17 protein-coding genes and 2 pseudogenes are annotated in these 23,386 nt (G+C 72.0%); 14 read left to right on the plus strand and 5 right to left on the minus strand.

Going from position 1 to position 23,386, the window contains the following annotated elements; translation table 11 throughout:
- Positions 1–346: 346 nt before the first annotated feature.
- The 5 genes and pseudogenes from E4U91_RS37310 (at position 347) to E4U91_RS37325 (ending at position 7,755) form a co-directional block, all read left to right on the plus strand.
- Complete coding sequence (locus tag E4U91_RS37310) at positions 347–1,654, plus strand: RBBP9/YdeN family alpha/beta hydrolase (protein WP_137311432.1); 1,308 nt, start codon at positions 347–349, stop codon at positions 1,652–1,654.
- Positions 1,651–3,648 carry a VMAP-C domain-containing protein gene (locus tag E4U91_RS37315; protein WP_137311433.1) on the plus strand — a complete coding sequence of 666 codons (1,998 nt, stop codon included), beginning with the start codon at positions 1,651–1,653 and terminating at the stop codon, positions 3,646–3,648. Before E4U91_RS37310 ends, E4U91_RS37315 begins: the two co-directional genes overlap by 4 nt.
- Entirely contained in the window at positions 3,645–4,733 is a 1,089-nt protein-coding gene (locus E4U91_RS37320; RefSeq protein ID WP_137311434.1) for an AAA family ATPase, read from the plus strand. Before E4U91_RS37315 ends, E4U91_RS37320 begins: the two co-directional genes overlap by 4 nt.
- Positions 4,734–4,770: 37 nt before the next feature.
- Positions 4,771–6,285 (plus strand): annotated as a pseudogene (locus E4U91_RS39715) (SAV_2336 N-terminal domain-related protein); the annotation flags it as partial.
- Between the two features lie 951 nt (positions 6,286–7,236).
- Entirely contained in the window at positions 7,237–7,755 is a 519-nt protein-coding gene (locus tag E4U91_RS37325) for a gluconokinase (protein WP_137311546.1), read from the plus strand.
- 375 nt (positions 7,756–8,130) lie between these two features.
- On the opposite strand, the gene E4U91_RS37330 is transcribed toward E4U91_RS37325, so the two are convergent.
- The gene (locus E4U91_RS37330; protein WP_137311435.1) at positions 8,131–8,343 is read right to left on the minus strand and encodes a cold-shock protein; all 213 of its coding nucleotides are present in this window, start codon (positions 8,341–8,343) and stop codon (positions 8,131–8,133) included.
- Positions 8,344–8,742: 399 nt separating this feature from the next.
- On the opposite strand from E4U91_RS37330, the pseudogene E4U91_RS37335 reads away from it, so the two are divergent.
- Positions 8,743–8,882: pseudogene (locus tag E4U91_RS37335) on the plus strand (GntT/GntP/DsdX family permease); the annotation flags it as partial.
- Positions 8,883–8,964: 82 nt separating this feature from the next.
- On the opposite strand, the gene E4U91_RS37340 reads toward E4U91_RS37335, so the two are convergent.
- A complete protein-coding gene (locus tag E4U91_RS37340; RefSeq protein ID WP_241678977.1) occupies positions 8,965–11,361 on the minus strand; it encodes a DEAD/DEAH box helicase in 2,397 nt (798 codons plus the stop codon).
- A gap of 146 nt (positions 11,362–11,507) precedes the next feature.
- On the opposite strand from E4U91_RS37340, the gene tap reads away from it, so the two are divergent.
- The 5 genes from tap to E4U91_RS37355 all read left to right on the plus strand — a co-directional run bounded on the left by tap (position 11,508) and on the right by E4U91_RS37355 (position 14,994).
- The gene (gene tap, locus E4U91_RS37345) at positions 11,508–13,661 is read left to right on the plus strand and encodes a telomere-associated protein Tap (RefSeq protein ID WP_137311437.1); all 2,154 of its coding nucleotides are present in this window, start codon (positions 11,508–11,510) and stop codon (positions 13,659–13,661) included.
- 137 nt (positions 13,662–13,798) lie between these two features.
- Positions 13,799–13,921, plus strand: a complete 123-nt coding sequence (locus E4U91_RS39720; RefSeq protein ID WP_277755381.1) for a hypothetical protein — start codon at positions 13,799–13,801, stop codon at positions 13,919–13,921.
- Between the two features lie 5 nt (positions 13,922–13,926).
- A complete protein-coding gene (tpg, locus tag E4U91_RS37350) occupies positions 13,927–14,487 on the plus strand; it encodes a telomere-protecting terminal protein Tpg (RefSeq protein ID WP_137303045.1) in 561 nt (186 codons plus the stop codon).
- A gap of 14 nt (positions 14,488–14,501) precedes the next feature.
- Positions 14,502–14,645, plus strand: a complete 144-nt coding sequence (locus tag E4U91_RS38370; protein WP_168218322.1) for a hypothetical protein — start codon at positions 14,502–14,504, stop codon at positions 14,643–14,645.
- Between the two features lie 67 nt (positions 14,646–14,712).
- Entirely contained in the window at positions 14,713–14,994 is a 282-nt protein-coding gene (locus tag E4U91_RS37355) for a hypothetical protein (RefSeq protein ID WP_137311438.1), read from the plus strand.
- A gap of 450 nt (positions 14,995–15,444) precedes the next feature.
- Here the strand turns inward: E4U91_RS37355 and E4U91_RS37360 are convergent, their stop codons facing one another.
- On the minus strand, positions 15,445–15,657 hold the full coding sequence (locus E4U91_RS37360; protein WP_137311439.1) for a hypothetical protein: 213 nt from the start codon (positions 15,655–15,657) through the stop codon (positions 15,445–15,447).
- Between the two features lie 376 nt (positions 15,658–16,033).
- Positions 16,034–16,162 (minus strand): hypothetical protein, encoded by a 129-nt coding sequence (locus E4U91_RS39725; protein ID WP_277755382.1) that lies wholly within the window; start codon positions 16,160–16,162, stop codon positions 16,034–16,036.
- A 185-nt stretch (positions 16,163–16,347) separates the two neighbouring features.
- Here E4U91_RS39725 and E4U91_RS37370 point away from each other — a divergent pair, with 185 nt between their 5' ends.
- The 3 genes from E4U91_RS37370 to E4U91_RS37380 all read left to right on the plus strand — a co-directional run bounded on the left by E4U91_RS37370 (position 16,348) and on the right by E4U91_RS37380 (position 21,968).
- Entirely contained in the window at positions 16,348–20,160 is a 3,813-nt protein-coding gene (locus E4U91_RS37370) for a tetratricopeptide repeat protein (protein WP_137311441.1), read from the plus strand.
- Positions 20,161–20,217: 57 nt separating this feature from the next.
- A complete protein-coding gene (locus tag E4U91_RS37375; RefSeq protein WP_137311442.1) occupies positions 20,218–20,406 on the plus strand; it encodes a hypothetical protein in 189 nt (62 codons plus the stop codon).
- Between the two features lie 233 nt (positions 20,407–20,639).
- Positions 20,640–21,968 carry a hypothetical protein gene (locus tag E4U91_RS37380; protein ID WP_137311443.1) on the plus strand — a complete coding sequence of 443 codons (1,329 nt, stop codon included), beginning with the start codon at positions 20,640–20,642 and terminating at the stop codon, positions 21,966–21,968.
- Between the two features lie 461 nt (positions 21,969–22,429).
- Here E4U91_RS37380 and E4U91_RS37385 read toward each other — a convergent pair whose 3' ends face one another.
- Positions 22,430–22,849 carry a hypothetical protein gene (locus E4U91_RS37385; RefSeq protein WP_206666947.1) on the minus strand — a complete coding sequence of 140 codons (420 nt, stop codon included), beginning with the start codon at positions 22,847–22,849 and terminating at the stop codon, positions 22,430–22,432.
- Positions 22,850–23,386 lie beyond the last annotated feature (537 nt).

Here is a 23,386-nt window from a genome sequence, read left to right on the forward strand (position 1 = left end):
GTTCGAACCTTCAGCGCTGGGGAGCCATGAACTATCGCTGCAACCCGACCGTGAGACACAGCTGAATGTCTGGAGAACCGTCCCACTTCGGCTCGGCCGCCCAGCTGGCGGGCAGGGCAGGGCTGTCCACGGCGGTGGTGAGTATCGGCTGGGGCAGAGCCCAGGACATGCCCGGTACGTGGCCGGTCGCTTTCTCGCAAACGCACGAACGCCCAAGCCACCGGCGTCTACCGTGGAGAACGGCAGGTTCGGACGTGGGGTTCGGACCTTGGACGAGAGGGCGGCGGTCCGGGACGGCCGGCGCCCAGCGCGGGGGCGCGTCCGCGCGCCCGGGGGTGGGGGACTCTTGACGACGGTTCTTTTCGTGCACGGCACCGGGGTGCGCAAGGCGTCGTATGACGCTACGTTCGCCCTGTTCTCCGCGGGGCTCGCCGCGGTGCGCCCGCGGGCAGAAGCGGCACGGTGCTACTGGGGCGACGCCCACGGCGCGAGGCTGAACGCGGGCGGCGTGTCCGTGCCGGCGGGGGAGTCCGACCGCGGACCGGGTGACGTCGCGGTCGAGCCGTCCGCGGCGGTGGACGCCGCGGAGGCCGACGCTGCGCTGTGGGGATTACTGGAGCGGGACCCGCTCTTCGAGCTGCGCCTGGCCGGCGCGGAGGGCGCCTTCGCTGGGCCCTGGGCCGGCCCCGGGCGATCGGTCCCGGACGGCCCCTTCGGCCAGGCGCCGCATCCCGTGTCCCCGCCGCCGGGGGTCGCGTCGCGCGGCGAGGAACTGCTGGACGTTGCCGCCCTGTCGGCCGACGACCCGGACGTGGCGGATGCCGCGTCAGCCGCCGGGCTCGACGCCGTCCTTGCCGCGGCGCTGGAAGCGGTGCTGAACGCGGAGGTCCTCGAGGAGGCGCTGGAGGCGGAGCCCGAGACGCTGGGCGACTCGTGGACGGACGGCGACCTGCGTGTCGCGCTGGCCCGGGCGGTCGTCGCGCAGGCGCTGCGTATGGCCGACGAGCGCCTGGAGGGCACGTGGGCGTGCGACGGCGACCACCGCGACGCGCTGGTGGCTGCGCTGGTCGCGGCGCTGGGCGGGTCCGACCGCGGCGTCGGCGCGGCCGTGGGGAAATTCGGTCTGAACGTCGCACTGCGGCTGGGCGCCACCCGCCCACTGGAACGCCGCAGGTCCGCGCTGACCGAGGCATCCGCGCCCGCGGCCGGCGACGTCCTGCACTACCTCGCCCGTGGGGAGGCGCTGCGCGGCTTCCTGGCCGAGGCGGTGCACCCGGTCGGCGGCCCGGTGGTCCTGGTGGCGCACAGTCTCGGCGGCATCGCCTGCGCAGAGCTGCTGGCCGACCTTCACCTGCCGGCGGTGGAGCTGCTGGTGACAGTCGGCTCCCAAGCGCCGCTGCTGTACGAGCTGGACGCCCTGCCCGTCCTGCCGTTCGGCCGTGGCCTGCCCGCCTCCTTCCCGCGCTGGGTCAACGTCTACGACCGGCGTGACCTGCTCGGCTACGTCGGCGAGGGTGTCTTCCCCGGACGGGTCGAGGACCGGGTGATCGACAACCGCACGGCCTTCCCGCGCGCCCACAGCGCCTACTTCGGCAACCGGGCCTTCTACTCGGTCCTGGACGAGGTGCTGCCGCCGGACGAGGTCCTGGCGTGAGCCTGCGGCGCCGCCAGGCCGCCGCTCCGCCGCCCGAGCCGGCGGACACCCTGGCCGTCGTCGTCGGCGTCGAGGCCTACGCGGCGGGCGGCGGCTGGTCCCTGGACGGGCCGGCCCTGGACGCCTGCCGGTTCGCCGGCTGGCTGACTGAACGAGGGGTTCCTGCGGACCAGGTGACCCTGCTACTTGCACCGCTGGAGAGGAACGCCCCCGCGGTCGCGGCGGCCGCAGGCGAAGTGCCGGTTCGCCCGGCCGACAGCGCGACGGTGCGGGCCGTGCTCACCGAGCTGCGCCGGCGGACCAGCGGCCTGCTGGTCGTCTACTGGGGCGGGCACGGCGTCATCGAGGACGAGGAACGACGCCTGCTGTACGCCGACGCGACCTCCGACGACCAGCGCAACCTCAACCTAACCGTGCTGCTGCGCTCATTGCGGTCGTCCACCTACTCCGGCCACCCGCGGCAGTTGGTGCTCGTGGACGCGTGCGCGCTGCCCGCCCGCCGGGCGGCGGACCGGCTGCCGGACGAGCGGTTCGCCGAGGGCCGGCCCGACCTGTGGCGTGAGCAGTGGGTGCTGACGGCGGCGAGTCCCGGCGAGGCGGCGACCAACGACGACGCGCGCGGCACCGGCCTGTTCTCCGCCGTGCTCCGTGAGGAGCTGACCCGGCTGCCGCAACGGTGGCCGCCCGACGCGGAGTCCCTGCGGGACGCCGTGCTAGACGAGTTCGAGAAGCTGCGGGCAGCCGGCCAGGCCCGGCAGATGCCCAGCCACCTGTGGTTCCGTTCGCGCGGCGCCGAGCACCTCGCCCTCGACCTCGGCGCCCCGCCCGGCGCGTCCGGGCGGACATCGAGCGAACTGCTCAGCCACGCGGAGTTCCGGGCGCTGCGGGAGATCCTTGACGGCGCACCGGCCCCGCAAGGGCTGCGAGAGCTGTTCCGCGACGCGACCCGGGACGTCCCCGGCTGCGCGCCGCCCGCGCTGTCCGACGACCTGCTGTCGACTGTGCGGGCGCTGCGCGGGCCGGTGTCGCCCCGGCCGCTCTTCCACTTCCTGGTGCGGCTGGCCGCGGCCTCCGACCGGGTCACGCAGGACCGGCTGTGGGAGTGGCTCAACGAGACGGCGCCGCGCTGGGGCGTCGAGCTTGCCGAACTCCACGAGCTGGACGGGCAGTTGCGCCGCACCCACGTCGTCTTCCGGCTGCGGCCCGACCTGCTGGGCGAAGGATTTCAGGTCACCGGCTGGTCGGTCCATGACGCGGAGGTGCGCCAGGAGGCGTACACCGACAGCGAGCCGTGGGATCTGCCGCGGGTCGCGCTGGAGCTGGGCGAGGTGATCGCCGACTACGCCGGGGACCTGCAGGCGGTGGCGCCGGTGGTGGAGTTCCTGCTGCCGCTGGCCCTGCTGGACCAGGAGGTGGAGGCACTGCCGGTGCGGGTGCAGCAACGCTCCGGACCGGTCGGCGAGTTGTGCCCGGTGGTGGTCCGCCCGCTGGAGCGGCTGGACGACGGGGCCGCCCGCAACGCCCTGCGGACGCGCTGGAAGGGCCTGGCGGCGTGCGGCGACGGTTACGCGCGGGACGCGATCCACTGGGTACTGGGCGGCGGTACCCCGCAGGAAGCCGCCGACCACGGCCCTGAGGGCCGCTGCACCCCCGGTGACGCGCACGTCTGCGCCGCCCTGGCCTACACACGCCCGCACGGCCCGGCCGAGGACCCGGCGCTGCGGGAGGTCCTCGACGCGGGCATGCCGGTCGCGCTGTGGCACCGGGCCGCCCCCGAACGCCCGGACCGCAGGACCGCCCTGGAGGCCGTGCTGAACGGCCGGGCCCTGCGCGACCTGCCCGATGTCGTCCGCAGGCAGCGCACCGCCGCCCGGCACCCCAACGCCACGCCGGAGCACGCTGGGAACGGCCTGGTGCTGCTCTGGGACGACCCCGACCGGCTGCCGCCCGAACTACGCTGGCAGCCGCCCGTCCTGTCAGGAGCCGCACCGTGACCGCATGGCCCATCTACACCGGCAGCGGCGTGCCGCACGACGGCGTCGACCGGCTGCCGCCACCGCCCAACTGGCGCAGCTTCGACGGCGGCCCGGTCCTGCCCTCACCCGAAGCGCCCGACCCGGCCGCGCGCCGCCGGCTCGGCGCCCTGCCGCAGGGGACAGTCCGCGTGCCGGACCCGATGGAGGTGCAGATGGTCAACGCGGCGCTGTTCCTGCGCCGCCCGCTGCTGGTGACCGGCCGACCGGGCACCGGCAAGTCGTCGCTGGCCGCGCTGATCGCGCAGGAGCTGTCGCTCGGCCCCCTGCTGCGCTGGCCGATCACCAGCCGCTCCACGCTGGCCGACGGGCTGTACCGGTATGACGCGATCGGCCGGCTGCGCGAGGAGAACGTACGGCACCTCAGGCGCGTCGTGGGCGCCTCGGCCGATGCTGCGCCTGCGACGGGCCGTGCGCGCGGCGGGCGCGACGAGTACGCGGCCGAGGCGGCGGACGTCGGACGGCACCTGCGGCTGGGCCCGCTGGGGACCGCGCTGCTGCCCTACGCACGGCCGCGGGTGCTGCTCGTCGACGAAATCGACAAGAGCGACGTCGACCTTCCCAACGACCTGCTCAACGTCTTCGAGGAGGGCGAGTTCGAGATTGACGAGCTGTCCCGCCTGCCCGAGGGGACCGGTCCGGTCACGGTGATGACCGCGGACCGCGACGGCACGGCGGACGTCGTCGGCGGCCGGGTACGCTGCCGGGCCTTCCCGATGGTCATCCTGACCAGCAACGGGGAGCGGCAGTTCCCGGCCGCCTTCCTGCGCCGCTGCCTGCGGCTGGATCTCCAGCAGCCTGGGGACGAGGAGCTCGACGCGATCGTCACCGCGCACCTCGGGCGGGAGGCCGCCGACGCCGCCGCCGAGCACGTCGCCGCCTTCCTCGCCCGCCGCGAGCGGTCCGAGGTCACCACCGACCAACTGCTCAACGCCGTCTACCTGGCCACCTCGGGAAGCCGGCACGAGGACCGCACGCCCGAGGAGACGGCGTCTCTGGAGGCGGTCGTGCAGGCCGTCATGCGCCCGCTGACGGGGCCGGAATGAGCAGGGCGGCGCGGCAGTGATCGAGGACCTGCTGCCGGTGCTCGGCGCGGCGGGGCTGCAGCCGGACGCCCGCGAGCTGTGCGACGCTCTGTGGCTCGCCCAGCATGTGCGCGCCGCCCCAGCCGTCTCCGACGACACCGGCGCCGGCGCCGGCCCAGCGTCCGCGAAGCCAGCCACCGCGGCGTCCGACGTGGCGCCCGTCGACACACCCGGCCATGCCGCCGGCGGCGGCACCGCCGGGACGACTCTGCACACCCGCGGGGAGGAGGGCGGCGCGGCCGGCGCCGCGGCGATGCAGGCCCGTGGACCGGCGGTCCCCGCACTGCGCCACCAACTCCGGTTGGCCCGCGCGCTGCGGCCGTTCAAGCGCCGGGTCCCAGACCCCGGTACCTTCGTCGTCGACGAGCAGGCGACGGCCGCCCGGATCGCCGAGGAGGGCCTGTGGTCACCCGTGCTGCGCCCCGCACCGCGCCGCTGGCTGGACCTGACGCTGGTGGTCGATGCCGCGCCGACGATGGTGGTCTGGCGCCGCACGGTGGAAGAACTGCGGGCGCTGATGGAGCAGATGGGCGCGTTCCGCACCGTGCGGGTGCTCCGCCTGTATGCGCCGCCTGACCCGGCCGCGGCGGTGCTGCTGCTCCCCGAGGGCCGCGGCGGCGTGGAGCTCCCGTCGCAGGGCCCTGACATTGAGGGCAGGCGCTCGACCGCGTCGCTCGATACGACCGCGGGTGGGCAGGCGGTCCTGGTGGTCTCCGACACGGTCGGTCCGGCCTGGCAAGACGGCCGCTTGGATCCGGTGCTGCGCGGCTGGGCCGCAGGCGCACCGCTGGCCGTGGTCACGCTGCTACCGCAGCGCATGTGGTCCGGGGCGGGGCTGAAGGCGGTGCCAGCCGCCTTGCGCGCGCCCTTCCCCGGCGCGGCAAACGCGTCCTTCGACGCCCGGGTCCGCGGCCGTCCAGACGCCGGCATCCGCATGCCGGCCCCGGATGTCCCGGTTCCCGTGCTCGAACTGTCCGAACGGTGGCTGGCCCAGTGGGCGGACCTCATCGCGGGCGCGCCCAGCTGGCGCAACGCCGCGCTCCTAGGGCCACAGACCATGAAGGTCGGCGCCCGGCCCGCGCCTGGCGCGGCGCAGGCCGCGGCTGAGACGGTGCGGGCAGCCGGGACGCCTTCGCCGACGGGGACCGGCGACGCGCCGAGCGGCAGCTCTCCTGGCGCGCATCTCGCCGCCGACCCCGCAGCCGTCGTGCGCAGGTTCCGCGCGGCCGCGTCGCCGACGGCGTTCCGGCTCGCCTGCTGCCTGTCGGCTGCGTGGCTGAATCTTCCGGTGATGCGGCTGGTGCAGCGTGTGGCTCTACCTGACTCGGACACCAGCCACCTCGCCGAGGTGTATCTCGGCGGCCTGCTCACTGCCTCGGTGGACTCGGCCGGAGCCGATCCCGAGCAGGTGGCGTACGACTTCCTGCCGGGCGTTCGGGCCGAGTTGAACCAGTACCTCACGCGCCACGACATGGTGGACATCCTGGAACGCACCAGCGCGTTCGTCGCCGAACGATTCGGGCAGCCGCTGGACTTCCCCGCGCTGCTCGCCGACCCCGCATCGGCCGAACTTCCAGTACGCACCGGCGGCGGCCCCCCGCTCGCCTACGTCGCGGCCTCGGTACTAGCCCAGCTCGGCGGGCAGTACGCCGTATTGGCGGCCCGCCTGCCGCGCGCCGCAGTCCCGAACGCGGAGCCCGCGGGCACCGTGTCCGCTCCGAAAGGGGAGCCCCTGCACGCAACGACCGCCCCGGCCACGGGCTCACGGGACGCCGCCCCCATCTCCGCCACACCCACCACTCCCGCAGACGACCTTGCGGACCGCGCCACCGCCCCTGCCGACCCGGCCGCCACGCGGCCCTCGGCCGCACCGCCAGAGGACGTCGTCGCCGAACTGCTGCGAGAGCTGCTGAGGGTCGGAAAGGGTGGGCAGGCCTCGGCGTTGGCCGAGCGGGCCATCGCCAACGCCGACCTCGACCACCCGTACGACGTCGCCGTGCTGCTACAGGCGCTGCGGGAGGCCGGAGCGAATGAGCAGCTGACCGTGTTGGCCGGGCGGGCCGCCGCGCACGTCGCCGTCGATGACCCGTTCGGCGTGTTCAGGCTGCTGGAGGAGCTGCGGGAGGCCGGGGCGAGCGAGCAGCTGACCGTGTTGCTGGAGCGTGACCCGGCCGCGCACGCCGCGGTCGATGACCCGTCCGCCGTCGCCAGGCTGCTGGAGGCGCTGCGGGAGGCCGGGGCGAGCGAGCAGCTGACCGTGTTGCTGGAGCGTGACCCGGCCGCGCACGCCGCCCTCGATGACCCGTCCGCCGTCGCCAGGCTGCTGGAGGCGCTGCGGGGGGCCGGGGCGAACCAGCAGGCCAGTGTCCTGCTGGCCCGTGACTCCGGCCACGCAGCACGTGGCTTTCATCGTGGCGGACGCCGGATGTCGGTGTCGGATGTCGAAGAGGACAGCGAGGCAGTGATGCGTACCCCCCACGTCGTCGTGGTGATGGGCGTCGCCGGCACGGGCAAGACCACCATCGGTCCCCTGCTCGCCGCCCGGCTGGGCGTTCCCTACGCCGAGGGCGACGACTTCCACCCGCGGGCCAACATCGCCAAGATGACGGCCGGGGTGCCGCTCGACGACGAGGACCGGTGGCCGTGGCTGGACGCCATCGGCGCCTGGGCCCACGAGCGGGCCGGACTGGGCGGGGTGGTCAGCTGCTCGGCGCTGAAGCGGTCGTACCGCGACCGGCTCAGGGCCGCCGCTCCCGGCGTGGTGTTCGTCCACCTCACCGGTGACCGGGCGCTGATCGAGGACCGGATGTCCCACCGGCAGGGCCACTTCATGCCGACCGCGCTGCTCGACTCGCAGTTCGCCACGCTCCAGCCGCTCGGGGCGGACGAGGCGGGCGTCGGCGTCGACGTGGCCGGCGGCCCCGAGGACATCGCCGAGCGCGCCGTCGCCGCGCTGGACCGGCTCCCCGACCCGGCCCCGTAGGACCGGCGGCACCACACCTCCTCTCTCCGCCGTACTCCCCCGTCGGCTCCCCTCGCTGGCGACGCTGGCTACGATCCTGCTGCCGGTCGTGTTATCTCGGGTGAGAAACGAGCGTCAGGCATGTGAGGCAAGCACCTGTTCAGGAACGTTCCTCACAGCTATCCGGGGGTTGTCAGGCATGTCGGTGTGTTCGTGACGTACACCGGGTGTGAGTAGTTGCGGTACAGAAAGTGCCGTTGAGACTGATCTTGGCTGACTGATGAGCAGGCCGAGGCGTACGGGACGTTCCCCCACGCGCCCGCCCCGTCGGTCGGGTTCCACAAGGGGCACCGCAGGCGAGGTCACCAGTCACAGGACGCAGTTCAGGTGGAGTCCCTAGAGGACGTACACCTCCTCCGCCTGCATGCCCTTCTGCCCGCGGTTAGCAACGAACGAGACCTGCTGGCCCTCCTTCAGGGACTTGAATCCGTCCGACTCGATGGACCTGAAGTGCACGAACAGGTCATCGCCACCGCTGTCCGGTGTGATGAAGCCGAAACCCTTCTCGTCGTTGAACCACTTCACGGTTCCGGTCTGCCGCTCGTTCATGTTCACTCCAGGGGAGTCCTGACGGCCTCGTGCCGTCGGATTGATCTTGGCACGCAAGCGTGGAGCGCAAACGCAGTTGCCATCCGCCGGCCGGACGAACAGCTCACCCCAACGCCAGCCGGAGCATGATCAATCTCAACGGCACTTTCTGTACCGCAACTACTCACACCCGGCGTAGAGCAGCGCGAGTTCATGGAGTTGGGGTACATCACGCCCGACACGGCGCAACGCCTGGCGGTGTACTCACTGGTAGAGGACCTGCTCCGAACGTGAGTGCAGGAAGTGTTTCGATCGAAACGCTTCCCGAGGACATGCCAAGTCCTACTTGCCTTACATGCCTGCACTGCCGATCAGCGATCTGACCTGGGCGAAAACGCCTCACCCCCTAGATAAAGGGCGCTGATGCTGGCCAAGGCCCTGGTCGACATCGTGGTGGACGACCCCGAGCACACCGTGCAGCGCGTCTTCCGATCGGCTCACCGCTGATCGCCCTGCTCGTCGCCGTGCTCGTCGGCATCTTCACGCTGGCCCGGCCGTCACCCTCGATGATCCAGGGCGATGAGGCGCGGACGATGCCGGAAGCGGCACCGTGTTCTGCCTCGCAACTCCAGGCCCTGCAGATCAGCCAGGCTGCGCAGCCCACTCCAGTCCGAGGGCGGCCAGCGCTTGGAGGTTGTCGGGGCTCAGCTTGGCGCGCCTGGTCTTGGTGTTGGACAGGAACACGCCGAGCTTGACCTCGGTGCCGTCCTCCAGCCGCTCTACGTGAGCCCTTGGAACCTTCACCGAGCCGGTGCGCGCCTTGTACTGCGCCAGGGCCACGACGCCCCGCTCAAAGGCACCCGAGGGCGCTGTCGACGGCTTCGCGGGCCCCTGCGGTTCCGGAGCGAGCGGCGTGATGCCGAGCTGCTCCAGGCGCTCGCGCTGCCCGTCTGTCAGGGCCTCCCAGACCTCGTACGTGCGCTGGCGGGCCAGCCACTTGCCGATGTCCATGCCGTGGACCGTGAAGCCGGGCAGGACCTCTGCCTTGCCCTCTTCATCGGCCACGAGTTCGCGCAGTGCGGCGTAGTGACGCTGCCAGTCGGCCGGCCATGCCGGGTTCCAGTCCGCGTCCACGGCGTCCAGCGCGGCCTTCCACTCTGGGTGCCCGTCGAGGGCGCCGGGGCGGCGGAGGTTGGACAGCCACTGCCCCACCGGCCTGTCCAGCGCGGTGGCGGAGCGGGGTGCGCACAGCGTCCAGTGTTGCTCGTAGCACGCCTTGGCGGCCTCGAGGTTCTCCTGGAACCGCTCATCCGCCAGCGACCAGACCATGCCGAGCTTCTCCAGCCGCGCCGCGCGCAGGCCGCTCATCTGCCCCGCCCCGTAGGCGCGTCGCTGCTCGGCGATCCACTGTCCCAGGGGATAAGCGCCTTCCTTGCGCCCGTACGGGACACGGGCGTGACCCTCGCGTTCGACGAACCGCTTGAGTGCTGCCCAGCCGCGGGCCCAGTCCTGCTTCTCGGTGTCGATGACGTTGAAGGACACCCAGTCCGCGACCATCGCCGGGTCACGCGGAGCCGCGAAGCGCAGCAGGAGACGGGATTCTTCCTCGCCTTCCTCGGGCTCTGGTCCGATGCTGACGGACGGCTGGGCGACGTCCTTCTGGGGCTCCTGAGGGATCGCGAGCAATTCGATGGCCTCTTCGTCGTGCGCGCGCAGACCGGCCAGTACCTTCACCAAGGGGCGGTACGACCCCGAGGTGAACATGTCCTCCGGCCTCTCCCCGGGCTGGAGGAACACCGGCACGATCAACGACGCGAGCTTGCCCTGTCCGGGCTTCTGGCGGAGCGCGCGGCCGATGGCCTGGACGATGTCGTGCGGTGCGCCCTTGGGGTCCAGCAGGGCCACGCTGTCCACGGCGCGGATGTCGACGCCTTCGCCCAGGACGCGGCAGTTGGAGAGCACGGCCCGCCGCGCGGTGGTGGCGAAGCTGCTCAGGACTTCGCGCCGGTGCTCGGGTACGTGCTCCCCGCACAGCCAGTCCGCCCAGATCCGAGCGGGGTAGGTCTCCGGCTCGTTGGCGTGGAGCTTCGCCGCGACCCGCTCGAGGCCTTCCGCGTAGGCCTGGGCCTCGATCGTGCGGTGGTGGAAGGTGATGCAGGTCTGCAGGTTGTGCTGCGCCATGGTGTGCAGCAGCGCGGCCTGCAGCGCCCCGAGGCGCTGTCCGCGGACTTCCTCGGTGTGCCGGTCCTCGCCCATCAGGCGTTCCGGGGTGACGACCGGGTCCTTCAGCTCCAGGACGATGATCTGGTACCGCGCCAGCAGCCCGCGCGAGACGGCCGAGGCCAGGCTGAGCTTGTACAGGACGGGCCCGAAGACGTTCTCGTCGTCCATGGAGGCCGCCACCTCGCGCGGCAGCGGGTCGCGCACTCCTTCGGCGACCTCGCGGTCGAGGCGCGCCTCCCAGATCCGCGGCGTGGCCGTCAGGTACAACCGGCGGTGCGAGGGGATGACGCCCTGGTTGTGGACGTCGGCCCACGCCTTGCCCATCGAGCCCGACGTGCGGTGCGCCTCGTCGACCACGGTCAGGTCCATCGGGGCCAGCTGCTGGCCGTAGGCGCCCTCGAAGGCCTCCGCCAGGACGCCCAGCGAGGCGTACGTCGCGAAGACGGTCACCGGCCCCTGCCCGTGCCACAGCGCCAGCTGGATGGGGTTGGTGGTGGACCGGACCTTCAGGGTCCACAGCTCCGGGTCGTCGTTGAGCGAGCACACCGCCACCGCTGGGCCGGTGTGGCCGGCCGCGCGCCACGCCTGGACGGTCTGGGTCAGCAGGTCCAGAGTCGGCACCAGGACGAGAATCCGCCCCTTGGGCGCGATCCGCTTCGCGGCCGCCGCGGCCATGATGGTCTTGCCCGTCCCGCACGCGGCGTGCACCTGCCCGCGCAGCCCGTTCGCGGGGAAACCACCCGGCGGGATGTCCAGGCCCCGCACGATCGCGGCGACGGCCTCGACCTGGTGGTCGCGCAGCTTGATCCCCGTCACAAGCTGTCCCCTTCCTCGCATCCTGTGCGGCCCGGGCAGGCGGCGCGCATACAGCCTGAACCGGCCCGGCCTCACCCTAGCACCCATCGCAAATCCAAGGCTAAAGAACTAGACATATTCAGAGTTAAGCTCGTAGGGTGAGTGGTATGCCGAAGCCGACTGAGGAAGAGCTGTTCGCAGCGGTGGACCAGCTGCTCGCAGGTGAACCGGATCTGCCGCCGCCGGCCGAGCGGGCCCGGCTTCGCGACGCGGCCGGAGTCAGCCAGTCCCGCCTGGCCGAAGCATTGAAGACGACGACGCAGACGGTGAAGAACTGGGAGTCCGGCCGGTCCGAACCTCGCGCACCGCGCCGCCAGGCGTACCTGCGGCTCCTGGAGGGCTGGGCAGCCCAGCACCCGGCCGAACCCGCACCGGTCCCCGAGACCTTCACCAGGCCTGCGCCCGCACCGGCCGCACCCCCCGCACCGCACGCGCCCGCAAAGCAGGCCGGCCCCGCTGGCGCCGCGGCGACCGCGGCGCTCCCCGGGACCGGCGCGCGCCCGCCGCGCCCCGCCCCGGCTTCGACGGGTCCGGCAGCGGCGGTCCGCCCGACGTCCCGGCGCCCGGCGAAGCCGAAGGCGGCCGCGCCGGCCGTCGACCCGCGCTTCCCTCACGGCCCGCTCGCCGTGCTGGACGGCGACGGCTCCGCGTACGGCGTCGACGGCCTGGTGCTCGACTGCCCGGCCACCACCGTGGTGGAGCTCGTGGAGTGGACCCTGCGCGAGTCCGGCCTCGGCGCGCCCAAGCTCAACCGCTTCGGCAAGGACTCCGACCCGCTGATCGTCCTCACGGCGGCCGCCGCCGTGAAGCTCGGACTGCCCGAGCGCCTGGAAGGCCACGAGCAGCGCCGCTCCCTGCGCCTGCCGGAGGACCACCCGGTCGTCAAGCAGGTGGCGAAGGCCAAGTGGCACCTCACGCAGCGCGGCTTCGGCCCCTGGGCACGCATCTACCGCAAGGCGCAGGGCCGCGAGCGGCAGTGCGTGCAGCTGGCGATCCTGTCGTGGGACGCCCTCGATGAGCGCTCCTGGCCCGGCGTCGCCGAGATGGAGCCGGCCGACGTCGCCCGCGTCCTCGGCGTGTACGCGCAACGGGTCATCACCCCGCGCGGCTCCACAGCCGTCTCCGGGCTGGAACTGATGACGGCGCTGCGCCCGCCCACGAAGCCGGAACGCGACCCGCAGACCGGCAACTGGATCTCCGGCCACAACCCCGGCAGCCTGGGCACCGAGCCCATGGACCCCGCACCGCCCGAGGCCACCGCGGAGCACCCGGTCGTCGTGGAGTCCGGCTGGACGGGCGGGTTCCTCAACGAGGAGGCCTACCAGTGGGTGCGGTCGGTGGACTCCCTCACCGGCGCGGAGTGCGCGCTGCCCTTCGCGGTCGGCCTCGACTTGAACACAGCTTTCCTCGCCGCCGCGGCCCGCCTGGTCGTCGGCCTGTCCGCCCCAGACCACTTCCACGCCCCGAAGTTCAACCCGAAGATCCCCGGAAGCTGGCTCGTCGACCTCTCCCACATCGAGATCGACCCGCGCCTGCCCTCGCCGTTCACGCCGACCGGCGAGCGTCCGACCGGGCCGGCCTGGTACCAGACACACACCGTCGCCTACGCCCAGGAGCTCGGCTACGACGTCCACCCGATCGAGGCATACCTGCGCCGCGAGACCGGCGCCTACCTGGACCCGTGGCACGACCGCCTCAAGACCGCCTACGTCGACACCCTCGCCGACCTCGGCGTCACCAAGGACCTCACCGACGCGGAGTTCCTCGCGGCGATGGAGCAGCACAAGCAGGCCGACCCGGCCCTGGCCGCCGTCCTCGCGGCCATCAAGGCCACCGTCAAGGGCGGCATCGGCAAGCTCCGCGAGCGCCCGCAGGGCAGAAAGTACAAGGAGGGCGAACGCTGGCCGGCCCTCCAGCGGCCGACCTGGCGCCCCGACATCAGGGCCGCCGTCATCAGCAAGGCCCGCGTCAACATGCACCGCAAGCTCAGCAACATGGCGAAGATGACCGGACTGTACCCGCTCGCCGTGCTCTCCGACTGCGTCGTCTACCCCTCGCCGGGCGCGAGCCCGCTGGACTTCCTGCCCTACGCGGCCTCCGGCAAGCCCCAGCCGGGAGGCTTCCGCCTCGGGCCGACGCCGGGCCTGGCGAAACTGGAGGGCGTCCAGCCGATGCTGTGGGCGGTGGAGCTGATGGAACAGGGCCTCAACCCGGCCCGCCACATCAAGGGCGGCGACGCCATCCTGGACGAAGGCGAGTAGGCCGTGACCACCGACACCACCCGCCCGGCTGCTTGGGGCGGATCCGCCCCAAGCTCCGCGCCGCCGCTCGAGGCCGGCGCCGAGCGGGAGCGGACGCTGGACCGCCTTGAAGCGCGCATGGAGGCCTGCAGTTCTCGATGCGCACCCGCAGGCCCTCGCCGCACTTCGAGCTGCGGCGGCATGACCTGCGCGAGATGCGTGAGACCTGGATCCGGCTGGCCGACCCCGACGGCCAGGACCCCACCTGCGAAGGGAACTGACAGCCGTGGCCGGAGAGATCGAGGACGCCATCGAGCGCGCCGACCAGGAGTCGTTCACTAAGGAACCGCCCAAGACGCTGAAGGGCCAGATCGGGTTCCTGATCCGGCAGTTCGGCAGCGCGAAGGCCGTAGCACAGGAGATCGGCGTCACCGCCGACAGCGTGAACCGCTACCGGCGCGGCGCCCGCAAGCACGCCCGCCCCGACGTCGCCGCGAAAATCGAGACCGCAGTGCGGGCCCGCTGGCAGCCGCTGGTGCGCAAGCGCCGCCAGCGCCAGGCCGCCTCCAGCACCGGCATCACCGTCGAGACCCGGGCCCGCTTCGGCTACACCGCCCCCGTCGGTACGACCGACGACGGCCGGTTCCGCCGCCTCACCGTGCACCTCCCCCCCGAGTACGCGCAGCGTCTCTTCGACGCCCGCGACGCAGGCGCAAGCGACCAGCAGATGCGCCAGATCATCGCCGACGGATTCAAGGAAATCTATTTCCAGGACGGCGGAGGACGCGCCATGGGACTGTCGGACGTGGCAATCAACGACATCGACTACCTCGATCTCGACTACTGATTCCAGAGCCTTCAATGGCGAGCATCAATTACCCGTTCCCGGACCCGAAGAACGACGCCGAACGGGCAGCGAACCGGCAGGCCGCCGACGACTACCAGCGCCAGGAAGAGGAAGGCGCCGACTTCCTCGACTGGGAGAGGGAGCTGGGGTGGCGCTGACGGACCCCGTCGACGAAGCCCCGGCCGGTGACGATCCCGGTTTCCGCGAGAAGTGAGGACAGCGCTCATGCGGCAGTATCACAAGGCCGGGGACTCCGTCCTGGTCCTGACGGGCCCGGACAGGGGGCAGACCTTGGTCGTCGCGTCCGTCCGGATGTTCGCTGCCGACCCCGGCTACTACCTGCGAGGCGGCAAGGGCCTGTATTCCCCCGGGCAGGTCCAACTCGCCGCCGAACGAGCTGACGGCAACCCCTGCGGGACCGCATGCAACCCCGGTCAGCACAGCGCCCTCGGCACCTGTGAACACTGCCGGGGCACGTGCACGGAACTCCTGGACCACCAGGTCTGACGCAGACCGAGGTCTCTGCGCCCCGCGGCGGCCCGGACCGCCTGCCGTACGCCGGTCCGGGCCGCCGTCCTGTCCTGGCGCTGCCCTCCCTCTTGCTTTGTGCCCGACCGCCCTACCGCTGTCGTCTGTGACCTGCGGCTGCGGCGGACTGGGAGGCGTGGGGCGCCGAGCAGAAGAACCTGCGTGAGCCGGTGCGATGGCTGCGCCGACTCCGCGTGTGGCGCTGACGGGGCGCAGCGGGGTTCCGATTGCCTGACCCTGCAACGCTGTCGCCAGTGGCCTGCCCTGTTGACCGTAGCCGCCCGCGCCCGCGGTCGAGTGCGGCCGCGCGGGACGAGGGGCACGGATATCCCGGACGGGGTGTGAGAGGGAGGCCGTCGTCCGTCCGGGCACGTGCCCGGACGGACGAGGCATCGCTCCCCTGCGGGCGGTCGGCGCCCACCCGCGCAGTCAGTGACTGCGCTTGAAGATCGACTTCATAAACGCTCCGATCGCCACTGCTGCGACGGAAGCGCCGATGAGCGACTTGCCCTCATAGACCAGGTCCCCGGCCTGTGTGAGAGCCAGACTGAGCAGACCGGTGGCCGCGGGCGAGGGCCGCTCGATAAGGGCCCAGGCCCGCCGCTCCTGCGAGCCCGCTATCGACTGCTGACGTCCTGTCATGCTCTGTCCTTCCAGTGCTGTTTCGGGCATGTCTCCTGCCTTGTCCTACGAGACCGTTGCCTTACGGGTGTAGACCGTTGCCTCCTGGGTGTGGTGGGGATCCAGATTCGCGACCTCCAGAACCGTGTTCGAACCGCTGCGCATCGAGTACGCGATCACTCGACGGGCTGCCGACGGTGGCTGGCTCGTGAGCCAGCGGGAGGCCGCGAGCGTGATCGCACCCTGGCTGTGCCGTTCTGCCCCTGCGCCGGTTGCCGCTGTGCTGTCATGGAGGGGCGGGCGCCCTCGTGGCTTCCGGGCTAAGCAGGCTCGGCGGTCGGTGGGGAGCCGCCGACGCCCCGTCACGAGCGGAGCGTCGGCGCACTCGGTGGCTGCCTCAGCGTGCGAAGTGGTCGAGCAGCCAGGCGACTACGGCACGGACGGTGCCACTGACAGCGGCGCCGAGCACGGTCTTCGCCCAGGGCGTCTGTCCTCGGCGGGGCCGGCGGGTACGGGGCCTGCTCATCGTTCTCCTTCCGGCTGGACACGGACGGGTGGTGTCGGCCGACAAGAAGACGATCCGGGAGACGGCGCCCGCAGTGGGCTTCGCGGAACGATCTGGTACAACACGAGCGATCCACCCTGGTCACATGAAGGCGGCCGCGCGTCGCTCGGGATGATTCTGAACGGCTCTCAGTGGGGGCGGCCGGCATGGAGATATGGGACAAAGCCCGCAAGCACTTCGCGCACTGCCTCGCGGAAGTGCACCGCGCGGCGAACACGCCTTCGTTGAAGGAGCTGGCGAAGCAGGGTGCTAAGCAGAAGAGCACCAAGAAACTGCACGGCTCCACGGTGAGCCGCCTCCTCAAAGCCGAGTTCGTGGAACCGCCGGACTGGGAAGTGGTCCATCTCTTCGTCATGACATGCAAGGTGATCGCCGATACCCAGCCGGGCCCGAAGATCCCTGAGCTGTTCAAGGAAGAGGTGTGGAAGTGGCGACACGCTGCTCTCGAAGAGCTGTGGCAGCAGGTACGGGAAGTGGAGGCCGAAGACCCCGCGGGTCTACGGCCTTTCCCGCCGAAGGACGCCCCGCCGGCGGCGGATCTGCGCGAACAGCCGAGTCAGCTGCTGCTGGCCCGCCATGAAGTGGTGCCGTTCACCGGCCGGGCGGACGACCTGGCCGCGCTGACCGACTGGCGGGACGGCACCGCGCAGGACGGCCGGCCGATCGGCGCCTCGGTCGCGTTGCTGCATGGCTTCGGCGGACAGGGCAAGACCCGGCTGGCCACCGAACTGGCCCGCCGATCCGCCGAGCTGGGTTGGAAGGTGTGGCAGGCCGTCCGGACGGACCGGGCCGCAGGCGACGCCGACCGTGGCAGGCGGACGACGCTGGCGCGCCGAGCGCTGGTGGTGGTCGACTACGCCGAGCGCTGGCCCGCCCGTGAGCTGGAACTGCTGTTGGAAAGACTGGCCGACCAGCGCGGGGAAACGCTCCGGGTGCTCCTCATCGCCCGATCAACGAGCTGGTGGTCCTATCTCCTAGACGACCTGCGGAAGTGGGGCTTTGCGCACACCGAGTACCCGTTGCGGCCGCTTCCCGAGGGAGACATCGACGCCCGGCTCCGGACCTTCACGGCAGCCCGCGAACGCTTCGCCGACGCTCTCGGGCTGCCCGCGCAGGACGCCGAGTCCCTCGCGGTACCCGGGGATCTGTCCCAAGAGGCTTACGGGCTGACGCTCACCGTCCACATGGCCGCGCTGGTGGCGGTGGACGCCCGTATCCGCGGCGACGAACCGCCGCGGGACCCGGGCGCGCTGTCGACCTACCTGCTGGAGCGTGAGCGCGGCCACTGGTCGAAGCTGGAGCAGCGCAAGTCTGTCAGCGCCGTACCGGCGGAGGTCATGGCCCAGGCCGTGTACACCGCGACCCTCACCGGACCCAGGGACCACCGAACGGCGATCACCGCCCTGAAGTCCGCCGAGGTGGAGAATGCCGCGTCCCATCCGCAGGTGCTGCGGGAACACGCCGCCTGCTACCCGGCTGACGATCCGAGGACGTACCTGGAACCGCTCTGCCCCGACCGCCTCGGTGAGGACTTCGTCGCTCTCAGCACGCCCGGGCCCCTCGCCAGCCACTTAGCGACCCCCTGGGCCGAGCAGGCGGCGGCCCGTCTCCTCGGCGTCGCCGCGCACGCTCCTGCCGGCTCCCCGGCCCCGGAGTGGAGCCGGCACGTCCTCACCCAGCTGATCAACGCTGCCGCCCGCTGGCCCCATCTCGTTGCCGGCGAACTGGCTCCCCTGGCCACCGAACACCCCGGCCTCGTGCTCCGCGCGGGCAACGCGGCCCTGGCCACCCTGGCCCGTATCAAGGAGCTTCCCCTCGCCGCGCTGGAGGCCATCGAGGAAGCTGCCCCCTGGCGGGATCCCGACCTCGACGTGGGGATCGCCGACATCGCCGAGCGTTTATGCACCGAGCGGATCAAATCCGCCTCCGATCCTGCCGTCGAGGCCGCCCTGTATGCGAAGAAAGCCGGGCGGCTGTCCCACTCTGGCCGGCACGAGGAGGCCCTGAAGGCGACCGAGGAGGCGGTGCGGCTCCACCGCCGCCTGGCAGGCAGCGGCGACGTGGAAGCGGTGGCCGATCTCGCCTGGGCGCTGAACGGCCTGAGCAACGAGCTGCACCTCACCGGACGCCATCCGGCCGCGCTGGAATCGGCAGAGGAGGCCGTGGCGCTCTTCACCGGCATCGTCACCCAGGGCCATCCCGAGAAGATCGCCAATCTCGCCGTCGCCTTCACCACCCTGTCCCTGTGCCTCAACCAGCAGGGCCGCACCGCCGAGGGTCTGGAACTGCTGCAGAGAGCGGTGCGCATCACCCGGTACACGGCCGAGCTGAGTCCTGCGGACTTCCGCCCCGATCTGGCCGGAATGCTGCACAATCTGGGGAGCCAGCTGTCCAGGGTCCACCGGTACCGGGAAGCCGTAGCCGCGGAGTCCGAGGCGGTGTCCCTCTGGGAGAAGTTGGTGGAGCAGGCGCCGGAGGCGCACCTGCAAGACCTGGCGAACGCACTCGACGGCCTGGCGACCGCCCTGCGCGGCGAGGGCCGTCACCAGGAGGCTCTGGAGGCAGGTGAGAAGGCCGTCGCCTTTCTGCGTGCCGGTGCCGAGACCAACCCGGGAGCTTGGGGCCCTCCGTTGGCGAACGCCTTGCTGAACCTCGGTGTCGGTTTCGGCGAGTCGGGTCATCTGCAAGAAGCCGTACGGTACTGCGGCGCGTCCGTCGACATGTCCCGAGACCTCACGGCCACACGAAGGGCCACCCATCTGCCGTTGCTCGCCCGTTCAGTAATGAATCTGGGGATTTGGCTCGGCAGGTCGGGACTCTCCCGCGAGGCCGTCCCCCACTCCGAGGAGGCCGTCGAGCTGTTCCGGGAGCTGATCGAGCGCGGCTTCGACAACCACCTGCCGGATCTCGCGGACGCGTTGCTGAACCTCAGCCTCACCCTGTCGGCAACGAATCGCAGCGAGGAACGCGTGGCCGCCGCCCGGGAAGCCGTCGAGCTGTACCGCCGACCGGGCCCCGCCAGTACCGCGGTGCACCGCCGCAACCTCGCCAAGGCATTAATGAACCTGGGAAACAGCCATGCTCAGCGGGACGATCCGGCCGCATCCGCGGAGTGCCTGAATGAGGCGGCCGATCTGGCCCGCGAGGTTGCCAAGGACGACCGCATCGCAGGCCTGCCGATCCTGGCCGACGCCCTCACCAACCTGGCACGCGAATTCGGCAAGGCGGGCCTGCGGGCACCGGCCCTCTCCGCGGCGCGGGAGGCCGTAGCCATCCGGCAGTCCCTGGCAGGGACCGATCCGGCCGTGCACGAACCGAACCTGGCGGCGGCACTGGTGATCCTCTGCGACTCGCTGAGCGCAGCGGGGCACCACAAAGAAGCGATCACACAGGGAACACAGGCCGTCGCCATCCTCCAGCGGCTCTCCCGGGCCGCCCCGGCGGCTCACCGGCGCCACCTGGCGCTCTCACTTAAGAGCCTCGGGCGGCCCCTGGTGGCACTGAATCGTCTAGACCGGGCCGTGGAAGCCGGTGAGCAGGAGGTCGACGCCTGGCGGCGCCTGGCGCAAGCCGACGAGGAATACGAGCTGACTCTGGTCATGGCCCTGGAAATGCTCGGCAGGCTCCAGATGGTGACCTGCCAGTACGAAGACGCCGTCCGCACCTACGAAGAGGCTGTCGCGCTCTGGCGGCGCCTCAGCCACCCTCAAGCCGATCAGCTACTGGCCCTCTCCCTCATCAACCTCACGATGCCACTGAGTGAGCTGAAACGGCACGAGGACATCCTTGCCAGGGGAGAGGAGGCGGTCGCCCTCCTGCGGCGGCTCGCCCAGGAGGACCCGGCCGCCCACCGGCGGACGCTCGTCATGGGACTGGTCCAGGGCCTTGGACTCCCGCTGGCGCGGTTGGACCAGTGGCAGCTCGCCGAGGGCCCCTTGCAGGAGGCCGTCGACCTGTAGCGGCGGCTCGCCCGGGAGGACCCGGCCGCCCACCGGGCCGACCTCGCGAACCTGCTGATGGTCACGGTACGAGCGCGAATCAGCCGGCGGCACGGCCTGCGGAACGCGCTCGCCGCTGCGGAGGAGGCCGCTGAGGTCTACGGCGCCCTCGTCGACCGGAACCCGGCACTTCGCGCCCCGCTGAACGAGGCACTGCAGTGGCGGGACCAGCTGCGCGCCGTTCTCTCCTCCGAGGGCGACTTGTAGCAAGGCGAATACCAGCCGCCGAGCGACACGCGGCCCGCGGCCGCCCGGCCGTTACCCGCCCGCCTGCCGCCGCGCCCTGTACGTGGCCGCCGTCCGGCCCGGCACGCAGCCCGCGGCCCGTGACCACGACCCCGGCCGGCGGAGCACGGCCAGCTGCTGCGCGCTGCCCGAGTCCTGCAGCTCGGCGGGCGATCGGGGGAGCGGTGTCAGCGGTCCCTGCGAGCATGCGGGCCATGAATCGATCTGATGATCTCCTGGCGGGGTTGGACGACATCGACTGGGCGACCTTGGGGCACGCCTACGGCAGCGCCGAGGACGTGCCCGGGCAGCTGCGGGCGGTGTGCGGGCCGGACGAGGAGGCCCGGGACAGCGCGTTCGGCGATCTGTTCAACACCATCTTCCACCAGGGCTCCCGGTTCTCGGCTTCCCCGTACGCCGTGCCGTTCCTCGCTCGGATCGCTGTCGCGGGCCCGGCCGGCGCCCGGGCCGACGCGCTGATGCTGCTGACTCGTCTGGCCGTTGACTGGCACGACGAGTACGACCTCCCGCTCGGCATCAACACCGCCACCTGGCGCGCCGCGGCTGTCAGCCCTGAAGAGTGCCTGCGCGAGTACGACGAGGCGATCGCCGTCGAGACCGACGAGGAGCGGCTGAAGAACCTGCGCGAGGCACGGGCGTACTGCGCCGCGGGGCACCCCATCGACGCCCGCGAGGGCGCCCTGCGCTCCTACGACGCGGTCCGCGCCCAGTTTCCCGTCCTGCTCGAACTGCTCGGCGACCAGGACCCGGAGATCCGCACCAGGACCGCCTACCTCTTCGGCTGGTTCCCCGAGGAGGCCGCCACCCTCCTGCCGGCGTTGCTGGCCCGCCTCGAGGCCGAGCGGGACCCAGCCTGCACAGCCACGGTCCTGATCGCGGTCGGGCTGCTCGCCGACCACGACCCGGACGGCCGGCTCCGCCACCACCTCGACCACGAGCACCCCTTGCCGCGCTGGGCCGCCGCCACCGCCCTGACCCGCGTGCTGGCCGCCCACCCGGCCGCCGCGCCCGGCCTGCCGCCGGTCGAGCGCATTGCCGCCGAGCTGGCGGCCTTCGGCGCCCGGCCGGCCCACGAGACGGCCACCGCCCACAACGATGGTGACCTGCGCAGCTACACCGTTCGCAGCCTGCTGCACCTGATGCCCACCGCCGAAAACCCGGACAGGATCCTGCTGCAGATCGTCGGCGTCTTGCCTCGCATTGAGGGGACCGCAGTCGTGCCCCGCCCGCTGGCGGGCCTCACCTGGAACCTGCTGGACGCCGTGTTCGAGCCCGCGGCCACCGCGCCGACGTTCGCCGAGCTCTCCCCGGGGCGCCGGGAGTTGCTGCGGGTCCTGGCCGACCTGCTGATTGCCGATGACTTCCAGTCCGTGCCGTTCGGCTCCAGTCTCCACGAGCGGCTCACCTGGTACGGCTTGCCCAGCACCCGCGCCGCCCTGCGCGTCTACGTCGGCTTGCCCACCGAGGGTGAGGACCCCGACGCCCCCCTCCTCGACCCCTGGGGCGTATCCCACAACCGCTGATCCCACCGGCCCTCACCGCACGCCGGCCGCTGGCCGCTGGCCGCGATGATCAAGATCATCTGTCAAAGGCAGCCCCAACGCGCGCGAAGGCAGCCCCAGGCCCTGAGCTCTCGGGGCGATCCCGCAACCGACAGCACCGACCACGAGCGATTGGAGGTGCGCCGGCATCCCGGCCTCCCTTGTGTGCCGCCGGCCCCAGGGTCGCGCCCGCGGCCACCGCGCACCCTTGTGCCGGCGGCCGCTCGACGCCTGCAGTCCCGGACCCTGCCGCCGCTGACCGCCGGTGATCCTGTGACGGCCCTCAGCGCCAGGCCGGATTGCGGCTCGGCAGCCAGGCCCCGAAGAGGGTCTCGTACTCCTCGCTTGTCTCGTCGATGAGCACGAAGTCAGGCACGGTGGCGGAAACCGCAGTATGCAGCCGTGCGAGCAGAACGGAGGCGGGTGCGAGGTCCAGATCCAGCTCAGTGGCAAGGCGACTTCGCACGGCAGCAACCCGGTTCATCCCGGTGCTCGTCGCGTTCGAGACGATCGGCAGCCGTCCGCATGACCGCCAGGTCGCCGGCGCCGGAGAACTTCAGGCAGTCTCGCCAAGACGGCAGCCCGACCATGATCTCCAGTGCTTCGCTGAGGTTCTCGCCGATCAGACCGGCCTGTCCCTCGGAGTCGGCGTACAGCGCGGGCCGCCTGCGGCCGTCACCGCAGAGGAAGAAGGTCCCGCCCGTGAAGTCGCCGGCCACGCTCTCCAGGGCAAGCCCGGACGACAGCCGGACAGGCTCGCCGTGCTCTGCGCGCGACAGATCGAATTCACACACGTTCCACAGCAGCTCAGCGAGCTCAGGGTCCCGTCTGATCGAGTCCAGGATGTCGTCGTCGCTCGTCACGCGGCGCACGATAGCAGCGCGTTCTGGCCAACGCGGTGACCGCACGAACCGAGCGCCGACGCACCCCGCGTGGCGGCCAGACGCCTCCCCTGTCCCACGAAGCAGTCGACGATAAGACCCTGGCGGTCGATGCCGAGTTGCGAGCCAGGAGGCCGGGTCGCCCCTAAGTCCGCGGCCGACGGCAGGTCTTGCACCTCGTCCCGGCTGCGCGTTCCTGCTCCCCGTGCCGCCCGTCCCGCCAAGCCGCGCTCGGCCGCCCGTCACACGCCGTGGCGGCCGCGCCGGCCCGGTCGGGCCTCCGCCCCGCTGCCATCCAGCCGATCCCGCTGCCGCCCGCCCCGGCCCCCTGTCCCCGGCCGCGAGGCCGGGGACGTCCGCCCACCGAGCTGTCGGCGGTCGTCTTGCGCAGCTCCACCCACAGCCTGTCGTACGCCGCGGGGGCGGCCGGGGGCCCAGCCGGGCGACGGCTCCGCGGCCGCCTCGCTCCTCCACCGCCCACCGCCCCTCGTGAGGCTTACGAGACAGGCGTGCAGCTCG

The sequence above is a fragment of the Streptomyces lasalocidi genome (genome assembly GCF_005280215.1).
Taxonomy (GTDB): Bacteria; Actinomycetota; Actinomycetes; order Streptomycetales; family Streptomycetaceae; genus Streptomyces; species Streptomyces longwoodensis.